This is a genomic window from Streptomyces spirodelae, assembly GCF_017676385.1.
Lineage (GTDB): Bacteria > Actinomycetota > Actinomycetes > Streptomycetales > Streptomycetaceae > Streptomyces > Streptomyces spirodelae.
Genome location: NZ_JAFFZN010000009.1, coordinates 13,031 through 31,487, shown reverse-complemented (window position 1 = coordinate 31,487; position 18,457 = coordinate 13,031). Strand labels below are relative to the sequence as shown.

The following is an 18,457-nucleotide window of genomic DNA, read 5'->3' as shown; positions in this document are numbered from 1 at the left end:
TGCTGCAGCCGAGGCTGCTGCCATAGCGGGTGCTGCTGTAGCCGAAGCTGCTGCCTTGGCCGGAGCTGCCGTGGGCAGTGGTGCCGCTGTGGTCACAGCTGGGCCCGGATGCGGGCTGCGATCCGGCGGGCCTCCGTTTCGTCGGCGTAGTGCCCGCGTGGCCAGAAGAAGCCGCGCAGCCCGTCCTTCCGTCTGCGCGGCACCACGTGCGTATGCAGGTGCGGCACGGACTGGCTGACCCGGTTGTTCCCCGCGACGAGCGAGCCGTCGGCCTCCATGGCCCGCTCGACGGCGCCGGTGAGGCGGCGTACCGCGGTGAAGTACGGACCGACCGACTCCTCGGGCAGATCGGTCAGGGTCTCCAGATGGGTGCGGGGGACGACGAGGGTATGGCCGGGGAAGAGGGGGCGCTGGTCGAGGAAGGCGACGACGGCGCCGTCCTCGTGGACCCGGTACGCCGGCGCCTCACCGGCGACGATCCGGCAGAAGACGCACGCGGCGCTGCCTGCGGGCGCCATGGTCAGTTCAGGGTGCGGGGGTCGGGGCCGATCCGGGTGCCGCTCTCCAGGTGCTGGATCTCCCGCAGGTCGTCGCCGTCCAGCTCGAAGTCGAAGACGTCGAGGTTCTCCTTGATCCGGGAGGGGGTGACGGACTTGGGGATGACGACGTTGCCGAGCTGGATGTGCCAGCGCAGCACCACTTGCGCCGGTGTCTTGCCGTGCTTGGCCGCGGCCTTGCGCACGACGGGATCGTCGAGGACGCCGTTGCCCCGGCCGAGCGGGGACCACGCCTCGGTCACGATGGCGTTGGCCGCGTCGAAGCGCCGCAGCTCCGGCTGCTGGAGCCGTGGGTGCAGCTCGATCTGGTTGACGGCGGGCACCACGCCGGTCTCGTCGAAGAGCCGGTGGAGGTGGTCGGTCTCGAAGTTGGAGACGCCGATGGCGCGGGCGCGGCCGCTGTCGTGGATCTCCGCGAGCGCCCGCCAGGTCTGGACGTACAGCTCGCGCGCTGGGGCGGGCCAGTGGATGAGATACAGATCGATGTAGTCGAGCCCGAGCCGCTCCAGAGAGTCGTCGAAGGCCCGCAGCGCGGTGTCGTGGCCCTGGTCGGTGTTCCAGAGCTTCGTGGTGACGAACAGCTCCTCGCGGGGGATTCCCGACTCGCGCAGAGCCTTGCCGGTGCCGCCTTCGTTGCCGTAGAGCGCGGCGGTGTCGACGCTGCGGTAGCCGGCCTCCAGCGCGGCGGAGACGGTGTCCGCGGCCTCGTCGTCCGGCACCTGGTACACCCCGAACCCGAGCTGCGGCATCTCGGTGCCGCTGTTCAGCAGGACAGTGGGGACGTGTGCGCTGCTCACTGTGCGACCTCGGCTCTGTAGGGGTGACGCCGCTGGGGCGCCCACTGGCGTTGTCCGTCAGCCGGGGTTTCCGCTCTGCCGAGATCCATTCACGAATACGCCGCCGGGCCCGCGGGGGTTCCTCACCCCTGCGGGCCCGGCGGCGTCGGTTGCCCTGCGGTCCGGCTGCCCGTGCCGGTCAGCCCCGCACTGTCCGCGCGGCGGGCTCGCCCTCGCGGGAGGCGGGGACCGATGCGGCCGGCTCGCCCTCGCGGGGCACCGGGAGCGCCGCGTACAGCAGTGCGGCCAGCAGCGCGGTGGCGGCCCAGCCCAGCCCGTTCTCACCGATCCAGGTGGAGACCAGCGGGCCGGTGAACCAGTCGCACTTGGTGAAGGCGAGGCCCAGCAGCAAGGCGATACCCCAGGCCGTCATGGCCTGCCAGCAGTAGCCGCCGACGTACCAGTAGCGGCTGGTGCGCGAGGTGTCGACCAGTCCCGCGGGGTCGTAGCGCACGGCCCGGTTGCGGCGGCGCAGCATGTCGATCCCGTAGACGCCGACCCAGGCGGAGAAGGAGACGGCGAGCAGCGAGAGGAAGGAGATGAACGAGCCGTAGAAGCTCTTGGCGACCAGCATCAGCAGCAGACCGCCGACCAGGCTGATCACGGCGTTGACGCTGACGGCCCAGGCGCGCGGCAGCTTCACGCCCATGGTCTGCGCGGTGAAGCCGGCCGAGTACATCGAGAGGCTGTTGATCAGCAGCATGCCGATCACCGCGATGACCAGGTACGGCACGGCCAGCCACATCGGCAGCGCCTCACCGAGGAAGGAGACCGGGTCGTCGGTCTTGGCCAGCGCCGGGTCCTTCACCGACATCACGCCACCCATCAGCACCATCGGCACCAGCACCAGCAGGGCGCCCGAGACAGTGGTACCGAAGATCTTCCGTCCCTCGGCGCTGTGCGGCAGGTAGCGGGCGAAGTCCGGGCCCGTGGGAATCCAGCTGATGCCGCCGGCCGCGATGGTGCCGACGCCCGCGATGAGCATGGCGGTGCTGCCCGCCGGCCTGGAGAAGACATCGGCCCAGTCCATGGTGGTGACCAGGTAGCCCAGGACGAGAACGGTGAAGAGCCCGAAGAAGTACGTCGACCACGTGTTGCACAGGTTGAGGACCTTCCGCCCCATCCCGCTGACCAGGAACGTGACACCCACGAACAGCAGCAGCGTGACGACGATGAGCGGCGTGCTGCTCCGCACGCCGAACAGCAGCCTGAGCACCGTGAGGACGGCGTAGGCGCCGGTGACCGCGTTGATCGTCTCCCAGCCGAAGCGCGCGACCCACAGGATCATGCCGGGGAAGTAGTTGCCCCGCACGCCGAAGGTCGCCCGCGAGAGCATGGCACCGGGCGCGCCGCCCCACTTGCCGGACACGGACAGCAGCCCGACGAGACCGAAGGAGACGCTGCCGGCGACGGCGGCCGCGAGCAGCACCTGCCAGAAGTTGAGGCCGTTGAAGACGACCAGTCCGGCGCCCATGGTGAGCAGCAGGACGCTGATGTTGGCGGCCACCCAGGTGGGGAACAGCTCGCGCACCCGGCCCCGGCGCTCGTGATCGGGAACGGGCTCGATACCGCGGGTCTCGACGGTCTCGTCGAGCACGGCGGTGGCCGGGGCGGCCGAGGAGGACGGGGAGGCGGAGGAGGGCGCCGGGGCGGCGCCGTCGGCGTCGGAGACGCCGGGGGAGACTGCCATGGGTGGGGCTCCGTGCGTGGTTCTCTGGTGCGACGTGCGTCATTGCAGGGTCCTGACCAGGACGTGCCGGGGACTCTACGCGCGTTGCAAGACGCCCTCCATCGTACAGAGTCACACGATCGGCCCCTCGCGCGTCGGGCGAACCTCCAAAGGGCTCAACAGGGGCCCCGAGAGGGGCTCAAAAGGGGAGCCGCTCCCCGCCACAGGAGCGTCGGGACTTACGCGCACGACCACAGCGGCGCGCAGCCCGCACCCCTCCGACCGGGGCCCGCACCGGAGCGGGCCCTCGCCACACGCGGCCGACGCCACTCGGCCTCACACGCCGGCCCTCAGGCCACCGGCACCAGCACCACCGAGCACTTTGCGTGGTGCAGCACCTGATGCACCACCGGACCCAACTGGAGGCCGAGTCGCCGGTGCTGGCGCCGTACGCCCAGCACGAGCATGTCGGCGCCCTCGCTCAGCTTGATCAGATGCTCGGCCGCCTGCCCCTGGTGCTGCTCGGCACCGAGCTGGACATCGGGGAAGCGCTCGCGGAAGGGCCGCAGCGTGTCCTCGAGGAACTGCTCGGCGCGCTTGGTCTCCGTCGAGGGCTCCCTCGGTGACAGCCGCAGCGCCACCCCGGGCAGCATGGGGTAGATCCAGCTGTGCACCACCCACAGCGGCGCCCCGGTGCGCCGCGCTGCCTCGAAACCGAACTCGACCGGTTCGGTGGCGCCCTCCCACTTGAGGCCGACGACCGTCTCACCGGGCGGTGCGCCCGGCTCGGGCGAGTCGCCGCGTACGACCATCAGCGGGCCGGCGGCGTGTGCGGCCAGCCGCAGGCTGACCGAGCCGACCATCAGCCCGCGGAACCCGCCGTGGCCACGGGTCCCCACCACGGTCAGCTCGGCGGTGCGGCTGCGGTGCACCAGCGCGTCGGCCGCCGGTTCGCTCAGCCCGATCGCTGTGACGGTCAGCCCCGGTACGCGCTCGCGGGCCCGGTCGGCGGCGCCGACGGCGACCTCCCGGGTGGCCTGGCGCATCCGCTCCCGGTCCGCCTCCGTCTCCGGGTAGGCGCTGCGCCTGGCCGACAGCCCGCCGCACACGACCTCCAGTTCGGCGCCCCTGCGGTGCGCCTCGTCCGCGGCACGGTCCAGCGCGCGGAGGGAGTGCGGGGAACCATCGACGCCGACCACCACACGGCCGGCTGCGGGGGCGGGTGCGGGGGTTTCCTCGGGGGGCTGGTTGGTCTCCGACATGTCCGTCCTCTCCTCGCGTCCTCGCCTCGATACGCGGGTACCCCGTCAGTCTGGTGCACACGGGGTTGATGCGGTAGGAGCCGTCGCGAGTCCCCTGGGGAAGCGGTGGGCAACTCGGGAACAAATTTAACTCGGTTACATTTTGCTGGTACGTTCATCCCCATGAGCGAGCAACCGACCGGGCTCCGCCGACGCAAGCGGCAACGCACCTACCAGACGATCTCCGAAGCGGCCGTCTCCCTCTTTCTGGAGAAGGGCTTCGACGCGGTCTCCGTCTCCGAGATCGCGGAGGCCGCCGAGGTCTCCAAGCCGACCCTCTTCCGCTACTTCCCTGCCAAGGAGGACATGGCCCTCCACCGCTTCGCCGACCACGAGGACGAGGCAGCCCGGGTGGTCGCCGGACGCGGCACGGGCGTCTCCCCGCTCACCGCGCTGGAGGAGCACTTCCTGGCCGGGCTGGAGTCCCGCGACCCGGTCACCGGCCTGTGCGACGAGCCGGAAGTGCTCGCCTTCCACCGGCTGCTGTACGGCACCCCGAGCCTGGTGGCCCGCCTGCACTCCTACACCGCGCGCTCCGAGGAGGCCCTGGCCGCCGAGCTGGCCCAGGTCCCCGCGGTGCGGGGCGGCCCGCAGCTGACCGCGCGGCTGGCGGCCGGGCAGATCGTGACGTCCCAGCGGGTGCTGGCGACCGCCAACTGGCAGCGGATCGCCCAGGGCGCCGACGCCGACAGCACCTTCGAGGCGGCCCGCGACGAAGCACACCACGCCTTCGCCCTGCTGCGTACCGGCCTGAGACCGCTCGCCTGACGGGGAGACAGGAACGACAGCCCGGACGGAACGGGAAGAGAGGAACGCCACCTCATGCCGGGGGACAACAGACCGGGGAACGACACACCGGGGGACGACATGCCGAAGGACTCCACGCCGAGTGACGACATGCCGGGGGACAGCACCGCCGAGGAGGGCGACAGCACCGCCGAGGAGGACGTCCTGCAGGCTGAACTGGCCGCCGAGCGCGCCTATACCGACCGGTGCCGCGCCACGCTCGACCGTACGAAGGCCGCCGCGCAGCGCCGGGTGCTGGAGGGCGCCGGGGTGCTGACCGGACAGCACTCGGGCGAGGCCGCGGGAGAAGGGGTCGCGGGCGACGGGGCGAGCGCCGAGGCGCTTGGCCGCTATCTGCGCAGCCAGGCCAAGGAGCTGCAGGAGGAGGCCGACGGGCCGCCGTTCTTCGGGCGTCTCGACTTCGCCACCGAGGCCGACGGCGGCGAGCAGGCCGGCGAACACCGCGGCCAGCGCTATTACATCGGCCGCCGCAGGGTCGGCGAACATCCCTCGGCGCCACCGCTGGTGCTGGACTGGCGGGCTCCCGTCTCCCGCGCCTTCTACCAGGCGACCGCGCGGGACCCGCAGGGCGTGGTGACGCGGCGGCGGTTCGGATGGACTCCGGGCGGCACAGGCACAGCGGAGGACCTGACGGGCCTTGAGGACGAGTGGTTGCGGGACCGTGCGGAGGGAACGGACGGCGCAGGCGGCCAGGCCGGGACCGGCAGCACGGACGGCGCAGGCAGGGCCGCGGCGGCCGGTGGGGGCCTCGCCTCCCGGATCGTCGCCGGGGAGATCGAGCGCCCGCGGGTCGGGCCGATGCGCGACATCGTCGCCACCATCCAGCCCGAGCAGGACGATCTGGTGCGCTCGGGCCCCGACGGCTCGCTGTGCGTCCAGGGCGCGCCGGGCACCGGGAAGACCGCCGTCGGCCTGCACCGCGCCGCCTACCTCCTCTACACCTACCCCCGCCGCATCGAGCGCGGCGGCATGCTGGTCGTCGGCCCCAACCCGGCGTTCCTCGGCTACATTTCGGCCGTGCTGCCCGCGCTGGGCGAGGTAGGGGTGCGCCAGTGCACGGTGCGCGACCTGCTACCCGACCAGCCGGTGCGCGCCGAGGACGGCCCGCAGGCGGTGGAGCTCAAGCACAGCGCGCGGATGGCGACGGTGCTGCGGAACGCGCTACATGCCCGCGTACGGCTGCCCGAAGGCCCGGTGACGGTCCCGGACGGCTCCTATCGCTGGCGGCTCGACGAGGACGAACTGCGCGCCGTGGTACGGGAGACGCTGGCGCAGCGGCCACCGTACGAAGTCGGCAGGGAGCGGGTGCGGGCCCGTACCGTGGCGCTGCTGCGGGACCAGGCCGAGCGCAGGGCCGGGCCGCCGGGCGACGCATGGCTGCGCCGGATGGGCAGAACCAAGGAGCTGACCGCCTTTTTGAACTCCGTCTGGCCGCGGGTGCGGCCCGAGGAAGTGGTGGCCGGACTGCTGGGCGACGCCGAGGCGCTGGCCCGGGCGGCCGAGGGGCTGCTGAGCGAGGACGAACAGCTCGCGCTGGTGTGGCGGGGGCGCCGCCCGCGGTCGTCCCGGACGGCCCACTGGTCGGAGCCGGACCTGCTGTTGCTGGACGAGGTGGCGGGGCTGATCGCCCACCCACCGGAGAGCTACGGGCACGTGGTGGTGGACGAGGCGCAGGACCTCTCCCCCATGCAGTGCCGGGTGCTCGCCCGCCGCAGCCGCTTCGGCTCGCTGACCGTGCTGGGTGACCTGGCCCAGGGCACCACCCCGTGGGCGGCGCGCGACTGGCCGGAGCAGCTGGCGCACCTGGGCGCGCCGGATGCGACGGTGGCCCCGCTGACCACCGGCTTCCGGGTGCCGTCCGAACTGCTGGCGCCGGCCAACCGGCTGCTGGACTCCTTGCCGGTGCGGGTGCCGCACGCCAGATCGCTGCGCACCGGCGGGGAGTTGCGGACAGTACGGGTGCCGACGGCGCGGGGGCTGGCCGAGGGCGTGACGACGCGAGTGGCCGCCGCCCTCGGCCGGGAGGGCTCCGTCGGGGTGATCGCGCACGCGGAGCGCGTCGCGGACCTGCGCGCGGCCCTGGCCGCGGCCGGGATCGCCACGGAGGAGCCGGGCGGCGAGCAGGGCGCCGAGCGGGTGACCGTGGTCGGTGCGGAGCTGGCCAAGGGCCTGGAGTACGACCACGTGGTGCTGGTGGAGCCGGCCGAGATGGCCGACAGCGGGCCGTACGGACCCCAGCGCCTGTATGTCGCGCTCACCCGTGCGGTCTCACGGCTGGAGATCCTGCACGCGGCCGGGCTACCCGAGGCCCTGCGCGGCTGAGGCCGCACCGGCAGGCGTCCGGGCGGTCGCGGCAAGGTCGCGCAGCCAGTCGGGCTGATCGGCGATCTCCAACAGGAGCAGCAGCCGGGTGAGCGGGTGGTCGCAACTGAGGCTGCCGTCCGCCTGGTCCGCAGGGGCGGGGAATTGTGCGCCTGGTGTGGTCACTGGGACTCCTGTAGACGGACGGACGACCGTGCACCCCGAAGGTTGTGAACTCCGCTGGCCGCTCGCGGAGTTGAGTCCGCTTCTTCGGGGCCAGGGGTGGAGTACGCGGGCATTGTGACTGCTCCGTACTTACTTCTGCAAGCACGTCTGCAAGTACATCTGCAATCACGCTCGGCTGTGAGACGCTTCCAGATGTCGCAACCGCTCACGGGGGAAAGTGACGTAGGGAGAGACGTACATGCAGATCGAGAACGGCATCGAGGCCACGAAGATCGAGGGCGCGGTCTGGCGCAAGAGCCGCCGCAGCAACCCCAACGGCAACTGCGTCGAGGTCGCCACTCTTCCCGGGCAGGGAGTCGCCGTACGCAACTCCCGCTTCCCGTCGGGCCCCGCTCTGGTCTACACGCCGGCCGAGATCGCGGCGTTCGTCCAGGGCGCCAAGGACGGCGACTTCGACGACCTGCTCGACGCCCAGAACTGAGCCGCCCCCACGGCTGCTGACCACGGATCAGCCGTGGACACGGCCGGACAGCGCCAAGGGCAACACCAGGACACCGCCGCCGCACGACACGGACGTGCGGCGGCGGTTCACATGCCAGGGTCGGAATCCGGTCGCATAACCGTTATGGCTGTACGCCCACTTGGCGGAGTGGGACACTGAGCATCCGAACAATCACTCAGGGGAGCAAGGCGGGCCGATGGGAGCACAGCCGCGGCGCGAGGAGTCGCTCGGACGCATCCTGGACACCCCCAGGGGCGGGCCCACGATTCTGCGTATCGTCCTGGGCACCCAACTGCGCCGGCTGCGCGAGGAGCGGGGCATCTCCCGGGAGGCGGCGGGCGACGCGATCCGCGGCTCGCACGCCAAGATCAGCCGCCTGGAGCTCGGCCGCGTCGGCTGCAAGGAGCGCGACATCGCCGACCTGCTGACGCTGTACGAGGTGTGGGACGAGCAGGAGCGCGAGGAGTATCTGGAGCTGGCCCGGCAGGCCGGCTCCCCGGGCTGGTGGCAGAAGTACAACGACGTGATGTCGCCGTGGTTCGACCGGCTGCTCGGCCTGGAGGAGGCCGCCTCCATGATCCGCACCTACGAGGTGCAGTTCGTGCCCGGCCTGCTGCAGACTCGCGACTACGCCCGCGAGGTGATCCGGCTGGGCCACCCGCGCGACGACGGCAGGCGCAGCGAACGCCGTATCGAACTGCGCATGGAGCGGCAGGCCATTCTCGACAAGCCGCACGCACCGCGCCTGTGGGCCGTGATGGACGAGGCGGCGCTGCGTCGCCCGCTCGGCTCGCGCGAGGTGATGCGCGCCCAGCTGGAGCATCTGATCGAGGCGGCACAGCGGCCCAACATCACGCTGCAGATCGCCCCGTTCAGCATGGGCGGGCTGGCGGCGGCGGGCGGCCCGGTGACCATCCTGCGCTTTCTGGAACCGGACCTGCCCGACATCGTCTACCTCGAACAGCTCACCTCGTCGCTGTACTTGGAGAAGCGTGACGAGGTCGAGGGCTATCTGGTGGTGATGGACCGGCTGTGCGCGATGGCCGAGCCGCCGGCCGGGACGGTCGCCTTCCTGGAGAAGCTGCTGAGCGAGTTCTGAGCAGGGCCGCCGGTCACGGCTTGCGTCCCACCCCGCCGAACTCGAACCAGGTCTCGTCCTCCAGTCGGCGCGCGTCCAGTTCGGAGTCGGGCCGCCAGTCGTTGATCTCGACCAGGCCCGGCTCCAGCAGTTCGAGCCCGGCGAAGTACGGTTCCACATCGCCCGGCTCCCGCACCCGGCCCCAGCTGCCGTTGGTGCTGCTGTTCATGAAGTCGGTGACGAAGTCGCGGGTCTTCTTCTCGTGGCTCACCAGCTGGTTGAGCACGACGAAGCTGCCCGAGGGCACCCGCTCCAGGGCGCGGCGCACCACGGCGGCGGGGTCGGACTCGTCAGGGATGCAGTGCATCACCGAGATGAACAGCAGCGCGACGGGCTGGGACGGGTCGAGCAGCCGGCGCGCCTCGGCACTCTCGAAGATCGTCCCGGTCTCGCGCATGTCCGCCTGGATCACCGCCGTGTTGGCGTTCTCCTCCAGCAGCGCCCGGCCGTGGGCGAGCACGATGGGGTCGTTGTCGACGTAGACGACCCGGGCACCGGGGTCGGTGCGCTGCGCGACCTGGTGGACATTGTCCTGGGTCGGCAGCCCGGAGCCGTGGTCGAGGAACTGGCGGATGCCGTAGTCCTCAGCCAGGATGCGCACGACACGCTGGAGAAAGCGGCGGTTGTTGCGGGCGAGTGCCCGGGTGCGCGGCACCACCTCGTCCAGCGCCGCGACGGCCTCGCGGTCGACGGCGTAGTTGTCCTTGCCGCCCAGGTAGTGGTCGTACATCCGGGCCACGCTCGGGACGTTGATGTCCACGTCGTCCCCGCTGCCGGTCTTCTCTTCCCGCATGTATGTGCCCCACTGAGTCCACGGGCGCACCGCGCGCCGACCGCGCGGGCGCCTGTCCTGGCGGGAAGCATGCCACGACCGCTGGCCCAGGACCAACGCCAAGTCACTTCTGTACAACGGAAATTGACGCGACCGGAGGACAGACCGGGAGGAGTCGGCAGGGCGGGCCCGAACGGTCCGTGGAGCCGCCGCGCGAGAGGTCACAACACGCTGCTGATGCCCAGTTCGGCCCAGACGACGCGGCCGCACCGGGCGCCGCGCGCGGTGACGCCCCAACGCTGGGCGAGTGCGCCGACGAGCTGGAGCCCGCGGCCGTTGACCTCGTCCTCGGTCGCGCTGCGGGGCTGAGGGGCGCAGTTCTGGGTGCCCTCGTCGCTGACCTCTATCCGCAGTCGCTCGCCCTCCAGCTGGATGCGGCACCTTATCCGGACGGTGTCGGTGTGCAGCAGCGCGTTGGTGACGAACTCGGAGATCACCAGCTGCGCGGTGTGGCCCAGCTCCTCGGTCAGACCCCAGTGCTGGAGCCGGCTGCGCAGCCGCGCGCGGGCACGGGCGACGGACGAGGTGTGAGCGGGGAGCTCGAACCCCTCCTGGCGTGCTTCCTCAGCCGGTACGGCCGACGGGGCGGGCGAGGAGAGCTGCGCGAGGGGATACGAGGAGGCCACGGGGGAACGCCTTCCGTCTACCTGTGAGGTGAGGGGACGGCTGCCGGGGAAGACTCCGCACAGGGCCCGGAGGGGCCGGGGCACGCGTAGAAGAACCGGGGGGCCGGGCCCGGCCGTCCCTCCGGTGACACGTGCGATGCTGTGCGGCTCCGGTGCCGCAGCCTCATGAGCTGGGTCACGCTGTTCACTATGCCCAGCAACTTTCACAGATGGCAAGAGTAGTTCTGCAATTCGCAGAATCGCACGGGCAGTATGGCTGCTGCATTGGAGCCATGGCACACTGCTGACGCCAGGGTCCGCCAGGGGAGGCAGTCAAGGAGGCAGTAGTGGCCGAGGCTCGTTCCGCGCCGACTGTGGGGCAGATAGTGCTCGGCCTGCGCCTTCGTGACCTCCGGGAACGTGCGGGCTGCTCCTTCGCCGACGCCGCGTACGCACTCAGTGTCAACACCACCACGGTGCGTCGTATGGAAAAGGCGGAGGTCGGACTCAAGCCGCCGTACGTGGAGAAACTGCTGCGGATGTACGGGCTCTCCGACGAGGAGACCGCCTCGTTCCTGTCCCTGGTGGACGAGGCGAACCGGCCCGGCTGGTGGCACAGCTTCCGCGATGTTCTGCCGCCCTGGTTCAGCCTCTATGTGAGCCTGGAGGGCGAGGCCAGCCTCATCAGAGCGTACGAGCCGCATTGCGTACCCGGGCTGCTCCAGACGGAGGAGTACGCCCGCGCGCTGCTGCGTACAGGTTTCCCTTCCGCCGAAGAGGAAGAGCTCGACCGTCGGGTTCAGCTGAGGATGGGGCGCCAGCGGCTCCTCCACGACCCCGACGCGCCGGTGCTCTGGGCCGTGCTCGACGAGCAGGTGCTGCGCCGCCATGTGGGCTCCCCCGCGGTGATGCGCGAGCAGATCGACCGGCTCATCGAGCTGTCCAGGCAGCAGAACATCACGCTGCAGGTCATCCCGTTCACCTCAGGTGCGCACCCCGGCATGTTCGGGCCGTTCCAGCTCTTCCGTTTCGACATCCCGGAACTCCCGGACATCGTCTACACGGAGGGGCTGACGGGAGCGACGTACCTGGACCAGCGTCCGGACACCGCCGCCTATCTGGAGGTGCTGGACCGCATGGGCGCGCAGGCCGCGCCAGTACCACACACCGAGGCTGTCCTCGGTGAGATCCGCAAGGAGTTTTAGAACCATGGGTCATTCAGGCCACCCCCCACACATATACAACGGCATGCCCGCGAAACACCTCGGCACCGAGGGCTGGCAGAAGCCGTGGAGCGGCACAAACGGCGGCAGCTGCGTCGAAGCGATGAAGCTCGGCGACGGCCGGGTCGCGCTGCGTCAGTCGACCGATCCCGAAGGTCCGGCGCTGATCTACACCACCCACGAGTTCGAGACCTTCCTCCAGGGCGCCAAGCAGGGCGTGGCCGATTTCCTGCTGGCCTCCGACTGACCGCACGCCCCGCCATGGACCCGGAGAAGGGAGAGGCCGCATGACCGCGAAGGGGAACGTCCCCGGCATCGACACCACCAAGCCGCACTCGGCCCGGATGTACGACTACTACCTCGGGGGCAAGACCCACTACGAGGTGGATGTACAGGCGGCCGAGGCGGTCATCGCGACCGTGCCGTTCGCCGGCGCGATGGCCCGCGCCAACCGGGATTTCATGGTCCGCGCCACCCGCTGGCTGGCGACCGAGGCCGGTATCTCGCAGTTCCTGGACATCGGCAGCGGCATCCCCACCGAACCCAACCTCCACCAGGTCGCCCAGTCGGTGGCCCCCGAGGCGCGGGTCGTCTACACCGACAGCGACCCGATCGTGCTGCAGTACGCGCAGGCGCTGCTGCACAGCACCCCCGAAGGCCGCACCGCCTATCTGCAGGCGGACGCCGTCCAGCCGGAGACGATCATCGACTCCGACGAGCTGCACGCCACACTCGATCTGAGCCTGCCGGTGGCGCTCTCGGTCAACGCGCTCTTCCACTTCGTCCCCGACGAGCAGGGCCCGTACGAGATCCTCGCAGGGCTGCTGAAGCGGCTGCCCTCCGGCAGCTATCTGTGCCTCTCGCACGCCACCTCGGACATCGACGACCCGGCGCTGGCGGCGCTGGGCCGGGATGTGGAGGAGATCTACGCCAGGGGCGGCACCACGCTCCGGCTGCGCAGCGGCGCCGAGATCGCCCGCTTCTTCGAGGGGCTGGAGCTGGTGGAGCCGGGAATCGTGATGGCGCACGACTGGCGCCCGGAGCCCGGCACGACCACCGAGCTCCAAGAGGGCCGGCCCAGCATGCTCGCCGGTGTGGCGCGCAAGCCCTGAACCACCGGGACCACGAGGACCACGAGACAGGAATCACCGAGGGGGAACCGCATGTCCGAGCAGGGCGGCGCACCGCCGGTCGACACGGCCAAACCACACTCCGCGCGTATGTACGACTACTACCTCGGAGGGAAGACCCACTACGAGGCGGACGTACAGGCGGCCGAGGCGGTGGTCGCCAAACTGCCGGAGATCGTCACAGCGGCCCGCACCAACCGCGACTTCATGATCCGGGTCACCCGCACGCTGGCGGCCGAGTACGGCGTGCGGCAGTTCCTGGACATCGGCAGCGGCATCCCCACCGAACCCAACCTCCACCAGGTCGCCCAGTCCGTGGTCCCCGAGGCCCGCGTCGTCTACACCGACAGCGACCCCATCGTGCGCCAGTACGCGCAGGCGCTGCTGCACAGTACGCCGGAGGGCCGCACGGCCTATCTGCAGGCGGATGTCACCCGGCCCGAGAGCGTACTGGGGTCGGCCGAGCTGACCGAGACGCTGGATCTGGACCGTCCCGTCGCCGTCTCGGTCAACGCACTCTTCCACTTCATCCCCGACGAGCAGGGCCCGGAGCGGATACTGCGCACGCTGCTCGACCGGCTGGCGCCCGGCAGCTTCCTGTCGCTGAGCCACGGCATCGGCGATGTCACCGACCAGGACGGCGCCGACCGGATCAACGCCGTCGTCGACATCTACAAGCGGAACGGCACGGTGCTGGTCCCGCGCAGCCGCGAGCAGGTCGGCCGGTTCTTCGAGGGGCTTGAGCTGCTCGATCCCGGCATCACCCAGGTGCATCTGTGGCGTCCCGACAGCGACCCGCTCGGCGGTCTGCCCGAGGGCACCCTGACGCTGTACGCGGGGGTGGCCAGGAAGCCGTGACGGCGTTGACAGGGCAGGGCGCCGGCGCGACCATAAGCAAGCGCTTAGAAACCGAGCGCTCCATGCTCGCCGCCCCCGGGATCGGACCACCCTCATGCCCTCAGCCTCGCTGCTGCTCTCCCGCCGCGACCTCGACTTCCAGCTCTACGACTGGCTGGACGTCGAGTCGCTCACCCGGCGCGCACGCTACGCGGAGCACTCCAGGGAGACCTTCGACGACGCGCTGGAACTGAGCGAGCGGATCGCCACCCGGCACTTCGCCACGCACAACAAGAAGAACGACCAGGAAGAGCCCTGGTTCGACGGCGAACAGGTGCACACCGTCAAGGAAGTGTCCGAAGCCCTGGGCCATTTCGCCGAGTCGGGACTGCTGGCGGCCGCCATGGACGAGGAGTTCGGCGGCATGGGGATGCCGCACACCGTCGCCACCGCCTGCTTCTCCTACTTCCAGGCCGCCAACGTGGGCACCTCGGCCTACCCGTTCCTCACCCTCGGCAACGCGCGTCTGCTGTGCGCCCACGGCACCAGGGAACAGATCGACACCTATGTGCGGCCGATGCTCGAAGGGCGGTTCTTCGGCACCATGTGCCTGTCAGAGCCGCAGGCAGGCTCCTCGCTCGCCGATGTCGCCACCCGGGCCGAACCGCAGCAGGACGGCACCTACCGGCTGTTCGGAAGCAAGATGTGGATCTCCGGTGGCGACCACGAGCTGTCCGAGAACATCGTCCACCTGGTGCTCGCCCGCGTCCCCGGCGGACCGCCCGGCGTCAAGGGCCTCTCGCTCTTCGTCGTCCCCAAGTACCTGGTGGGGCCGGACGGCGCGCTCGGCGAACGCAACGACGTGGTGGCCGCCGGGCTCAACCACAAGATGGGCTACCGGGGCACCACCAACACCCTGCTCAACTTCGGGGAGGGCGCACGCCACCGCCCCGGCGGCGCGGCCGGCGCCGTCGGCCACCTGGTGGGCGAGGAGCACCGCGGACTGGCGTACATGTTCCACATGATGAACGGCGCCCGGATCGGGGTCGGCGCCGGCGCCATGGCACTGGGCTACACCGGCTACCTCAAGTCCCTGGCCTACGCCCGCGAACGGCCGCAGGGCAGGCCGCTGGCGGCGGGCGGCAAGGACGCGACGGCACCGCAGGTGCCCATCGTCGAGCACACCGACGTGCGCCGGATGCTGCTGGCCCAGAAGTCCTACGTGGAGGGCGCGCTGGGGCTGCTGCTGTACTGCTCCCTGCTGGTGGACGAACAGCGCTCGGCCGCCTCCGAGCAGGACCGGGCCCGCGCCGGGCTGCTGCTGGACGTGCTGACGCCGATCGCAAAAAGCTGGCCGTCGCAGTGGTGCCTGGAGGCCAACAGCCTCGCCATCCAGGTGCACGGCGGATACGGCTACACCCGCGAGTACGACGTCGAGCAGCACTACCGCGACAACCGCCTCAACCCCATCCACGAGGGCACCCACGGAATCCAGGGGCTCGACCTGCTGGGCCGCAAGGTGGTGCAGGACGGCGGGTCGGGGCTGCGGGCACTGGACGAAGCCGTACGGGAGACGCTGCACCGCGCCGAGGCCACCGGCGGCGAGGCCGCTGAGCTGGCCGGGACGCTGCGCGAGAGCTGGAACCGGGTGACCACGGTGACCGCGCGGTTGTGGGAGGGCGGCGACCCGGCGGTGGCGCTGGCCAACTCCTCCGTCTACCTGGAGGCCGTCGGGCACGTGGTGGTGGCGTGGATCTGGCTGGGACAGTTCCTCGCCACGCTCTCCGCCGACGCCGGACCCGGCAGCCCGGACAGGGAGGCGTTCCTGCGGGGCAAGCGGCAGGCGGCCCGGTACTTCTTCCGTACGGAACTGCCGCGTACGGGACCGCAGTTCGACCTGCTGGCCGCGCTGGACACCGTCGCGCTGGAGACCGACCCCGACTGGCTGTGAGCGCGGTGGGACCCGGCCGAGGACTCAGCCCTCGCCCAGGTCCCGCCGCTCCAGGGGGCGGGTGGCAGGGCCCTGTATCACCGCGCCGTCCGTACCGAAGCGCGAGCCGTGGCAGGGGCACTCCCACGCCGACTCCGCGTCGTTGAACCGCACCAGGCAGCCCAGGTGCGTACAGCGCGGCGATACGGCGAGCAGCTCGCCCTCGGTCGTCCGGTGGACCGCGCAGCGCCGCCCCCGCACCCGAACGATGGCGCCCGTTCCCGGCGGGATCTCGTCCACCGAGTCCACATGGCTGGGGCGCAGCCGATCCCCCACGAAGCGCCGGGCCACCGCCGACTGCAGGCGCAGCAGGGTGGGCGCCTCCCTGGGCCTGAGCCGGACCGGGTCGTACAGCCGTGCCCACGGCGGCAGCGGCTCACGGGTGAGGTACGCGGCCAGCAGCTGCCCGGCCAGTACCCCGGAGCTCATCCCCCAGCCGCCGAACCCGGTGGCCACATAGACGTGCTGGGTGCCCGCGTGGAAGCGGCCGATATAGGGCACCCGGTCGGCGCTCTCGTTGTCCTGGGTGGCCCAGCGGTGGGCGAGACGGGCGCTGGGGAAGCGTTCGTAGGCCCAGGCCGCCAGCCGCTCGTAGCGGGCGCCGACCGAACCGAAGCCGGGCATACCGGGGCTGAACTGCTCCCCCGTGACGATCAGCAGCCGCCGACCGGTGCCGAACGGGTAGGGCGCGGTGCGCACCGAGCGGGTGCAGCGCTCGGGCGAGAGGTAGGTGCCACCCGGGTCCTCGTCCTCGGGCAGCAGCGCGGAGATGACCAGCTCCCGGCGCGGCTCCAGCCGGGAGAACATCAGCGCCCGGTCGAAGACCGGGTAGTGGGTGGCCACCACCACATCGCGCGCCGCGACCTCTCCCCCGTTCTCGGTCTCCAGCAGGCACGGCTCGCCCTCGTCCAGCTCGACGACGCGGGTGCGTTCGAACAGCAGCCCGCCGCGCCGCCGGATGTCGTCGGCCAGCGCCAGCAGATACTTGCGCGGATGGAACTGCGCCTGGTTCTCGACGCGGACGGCGGCACGCACCCGGAAGGGCAGCCCGGTGTCGGTGACCAGCGAGGCCGCGAGCCCGGCGGCGGCGGCCGCCTCGGCCTCGGCACGCACCTCGTCCACATGGCCCGCCGACTCGACGTAGGTGTACGCCGGGACCCGCTCCAGCTCGCAGTCGGCCCCCAACAGCGCGCTGACGGCGGCCAGATGATCGACCGCACCCTGCTGCGAGCGGGCGTAGTGCTCCGCGTCCTGCGGGCTCCGGCTGTCCCGCAGCCAGCTGTAGAGCAGCCCGTGCAGCGCGGAGAGCTTGGCCGTGGTGTGCCCGGTGACTCCCGCGGCCAGCCGGTCGGACTCCAGCACGGCGACGCTGCGCCCGGCACGCGCCAGTTCCCAGGCCACCGAGAGCCCCGCCATTCCGCCGCCCACCACGGCCACGTCCACCTCGATCCGGCTGTCGGGCGGCAGTGGCGGGCAGGGCTCCCCCGCGGCCGAGAGCATCCAGTAGGACTCGTATCCGACGGGCAATGTGGTCACCGCCGCCTCCCTTCAGCCCCGGTTCTTCGTACCTGTGGTTCCCGCTGGCACGCCGCTCACCCCCGCCGCGCGTCCGGCAAATCGCAGGGATTCGGCTCAAAATCCCTTCGCTGCCGGGTTTCCGGCAGCGGAATCTCCTCAACTCCTCCCGCACGGCAGGGTGGTAGCGCTACGGTGTGTGCGCGCGGGGACGGTCGGTTGTTTGCTGCACGCCGGGAGGGTTCCGCGATGGGCGACAAAGCACACCTGACGCCTGCTCACCACCTCGACGAGCTGCTGGCCCGCGCCCAGAACCCGTTCGACGTGAGCGACGAGGTCCTCGACCGACTACGCAGCGCTGTGATGTTCCAGATCGAGCTGTACGGCTGGCGGCACCGCAATTCCCCGCCGCCCGCGCTGCAATGCAGCAGTTTCCGCCATGTCTTCCTGCTCGCCGACGGCAGCAGCATGCTGCTGTGGGAGCTGTGCTACGACAGCCCCGACGGTACCGGAGAGCTGTACGAGGTGTACGACGACGCCGACGCGCTGCGCCGCTCCGAGCGCCGCGTGCACCACCGAATGGGCGAGGAGGGCGAACCGGAAGGAGCCGCCCGTACGACCGTCTCGTTCGACTTCCTGACCGGCGCACCCGGTACCGCCTATCCCCGGCGGGAGTACCCGGAGGGCGACTCGGCCGAGCACGCGCGCAGGCTGCTGCGACGGGCCGAGAACCCCGACCGACCGGGCGAGGAGACGCTGCGGCTGCTCTCCTCGGCGCTCGGGCACCACATCATGCACGTACCGGGTCCCCGGATGCACACCGTCGACTGCCAGGTGTGGTGCTCGGTCTACGAACACGCCTTCCTGCTGGCCGACGGCACCGAGGTCAGCCTGTACGAGCTGGAGCACAACATGACGGGCAGCGGTCGTCTGGCGTGCGAGGTCTACCTGGACGAGTCCGTGGCCGATCAGGCAGCACACCGCCTCGCACGGGAGCGGGGCCTGGACCTGTAGACCCGGCCACGGTC

At 71.0% G+C, this 18,457-nt stretch carries 18 protein-coding genes; 10 read left to right on the top strand and 8 right to left on the bottom strand.

The genetic code is table 11. The annotated features are described in order from the left end of the window. Positions 1-92: 92 nt before the first annotated feature. From JW592_RS11940 to JW592_RS11925, 4 genes are all read right to left on the bottom strand, one after another. Positions 93-518 carry an HIT family protein gene (locus JW592_RS11940; protein WP_209264979.1) on the bottom strand — a complete coding sequence of 142 codons (426 nt, stop codon included), beginning with the start codon at positions 516-518 and terminating at the stop codon, positions 93-95. Between the two features lie 2 nt (positions 519-520). Then, positions 521-1,306: an aldo/keto reductase gene (locus JW592_RS11935; protein ID WP_209265147.1), complete on the bottom strand. Its 786-nt coding sequence runs from the start codon at positions 1,304-1,306 to the stop codon at positions 521-523. A 226-nt stretch (positions 1,307-1,532) separates the two neighbouring features. Beyond that, positions 1,533-3,083: a purine-cytosine permease family protein gene (locus JW592_RS11930; RefSeq protein WP_209264978.1), complete on the bottom strand. Its 1,551-nt coding sequence runs from the start codon at positions 3,081-3,083 to the stop codon at positions 1,533-1,535. Positions 3,084-3,412: 329 nt separating this feature from the next. Further along, positions 3,413-4,324: a universal stress protein gene (locus JW592_RS11925; protein ID WP_209264977.1), complete on the bottom strand. Its 912-nt coding sequence runs from the start codon at positions 4,322-4,324 to the stop codon at positions 3,413-3,415. A gap of 162 nt (positions 4,325-4,486) precedes the next feature. On the opposite strand from JW592_RS11925, the gene JW592_RS11920 reads away from it, so the two are divergent. Together JW592_RS11920 and JW592_RS11915 are read left to right on the top strand one after the other, a co-directional pair. Next, complete coding sequence (locus JW592_RS11920; RefSeq protein ID WP_209264976.1) at positions 4,487-5,131, top strand: TetR family transcriptional regulator; 645 nt, start codon at positions 4,487-4,489, stop codon at positions 5,129-5,131. A 129-nt stretch (positions 5,132-5,260) separates the two neighbouring features. Continuing rightward, positions 5,261-7,492 carry a HelD family protein gene (locus JW592_RS11915; RefSeq protein WP_209265146.1) on the top strand — a complete coding sequence of 744 codons (2,232 nt, stop codon included), beginning with the start codon at positions 5,261-5,263 and terminating at the stop codon, positions 7,490-7,492. On the opposite strand, the gene JW592_RS11910 is transcribed toward JW592_RS11915, so the two are convergent. Then, positions 7,469-7,657 carry a hypothetical protein gene (locus JW592_RS11910; protein ID WP_209264975.1) on the bottom strand — a complete coding sequence of 63 codons (189 nt, stop codon included), beginning with the start codon at positions 7,655-7,657 and terminating at the stop codon, positions 7,469-7,471. The two genes, JW592_RS11915 and JW592_RS11910, sit on opposite strands and share 24 nt — an antisense overlap. 238 nt (positions 7,658-7,895) lie before the next feature. On the opposite strand from JW592_RS11910, the gene JW592_RS11905 reads away from it, so the two are divergent. After that, positions 7,896-8,138, top strand: coding sequence for a DUF397 domain-containing protein (locus JW592_RS11905; RefSeq protein WP_209241489.1), 243 nt, complete (start codon positions 7,896-7,898; stop codon positions 8,136-8,138). Between the two features lie 217 nt (positions 8,139-8,355). Then, the gene (locus JW592_RS11900; RefSeq protein WP_209264974.1) at positions 8,356-9,258 is read left to right on the top strand and encodes a Sco1979 family transcriptional regulator; all 903 of its coding nucleotides are present in this window, start codon (positions 8,356-8,358) and stop codon (positions 9,256-9,258) included. Between the two features lie 13 nt (positions 9,259-9,271). Here JW592_RS11900 and JW592_RS11895 read toward each other — a convergent pair whose 3' ends face one another. Together JW592_RS11895 and JW592_RS33180 are read right to left on the bottom strand one after the other, a co-directional pair. Next, positions 9,272-10,090 (bottom strand): SAM-dependent methyltransferase, encoded by an 819-nt coding sequence (locus tag JW592_RS11895; protein WP_209264973.1) that lies wholly within the window; start codon positions 10,088-10,090, stop codon positions 9,272-9,274. Between the two features lie 200 nt (positions 10,091-10,290). Beyond that, a complete protein-coding gene (locus tag JW592_RS33180) occupies positions 10,291-10,755 on the bottom strand; it encodes an ATP-binding protein (protein WP_209264972.1) in 465 nt (154 codons plus the stop codon). Between the two features lie 326 nt (positions 10,756-11,081). On the opposite strand from JW592_RS33180, the gene JW592_RS11885 reads away from it, so the two are divergent. From JW592_RS11885 to JW592_RS11865, 5 genes are all read left to right on the top strand, one after another. Then, on the top strand, positions 11,082-11,939 hold the full coding sequence (locus JW592_RS11885) for a Sco1979 family transcriptional regulator (RefSeq protein WP_209264971.1): 858 nt from the start codon (positions 11,082-11,084) through the stop codon (positions 11,937-11,939). A 4-nt stretch (positions 11,940-11,943) separates the two neighbouring features. Continuing rightward, a complete protein-coding gene (locus JW592_RS11880) occupies positions 11,944-12,204 on the top strand; it encodes a DUF397 domain-containing protein (protein WP_099885342.1) in 261 nt (86 codons plus the stop codon). 40 nt (positions 12,205-12,244) lie between these two features. Beyond that, the gene (locus tag JW592_RS11875) at positions 12,245-13,069 is read left to right on the top strand and encodes an SAM-dependent methyltransferase (RefSeq protein ID WP_209264970.1); all 825 of its coding nucleotides are present in this window, start codon (positions 12,245-12,247) and stop codon (positions 13,067-13,069) included. A gap of 51 nt (positions 13,070-13,120) precedes the next feature. Then, complete coding sequence (locus JW592_RS11870; protein WP_209264969.1) at positions 13,121-13,945, top strand: SAM-dependent methyltransferase; 825 nt, start codon at positions 13,121-13,123, stop codon at positions 13,943-13,945. 94 nt (positions 13,946-14,039) lie between these two features. Beyond that, positions 14,040-15,875 (top strand): acyl-CoA dehydrogenase, encoded by a 1,836-nt coding sequence (locus JW592_RS11865; RefSeq protein WP_209264968.1) that lies wholly within the window; start codon positions 14,040-14,042, stop codon positions 15,873-15,875. Positions 15,876-15,899: 24 nt separating this feature from the next. On the opposite strand, the gene JW592_RS11860 is transcribed toward JW592_RS11865, so the two are convergent. Next, complete coding sequence (locus tag JW592_RS11860) at positions 15,900-17,450, bottom strand: FAD-dependent oxidoreductase (protein WP_209264967.1); 1,551 nt, start codon at positions 17,448-17,450, stop codon at positions 15,900-15,902. A gap of 228 nt (positions 17,451-17,678) precedes the next feature. Between JW592_RS11860 and JW592_RS11855 the strand changes: the two genes are divergently transcribed. Next, the gene (locus tag JW592_RS11855; protein WP_209264966.1) at positions 17,679-18,443 is read left to right on the top strand and encodes a DUF6227 family protein; all 765 of its coding nucleotides are present in this window, start codon (positions 17,679-17,681) and stop codon (positions 18,441-18,443) included. Positions 18,444-18,457 lie beyond the last annotated feature (14 nt).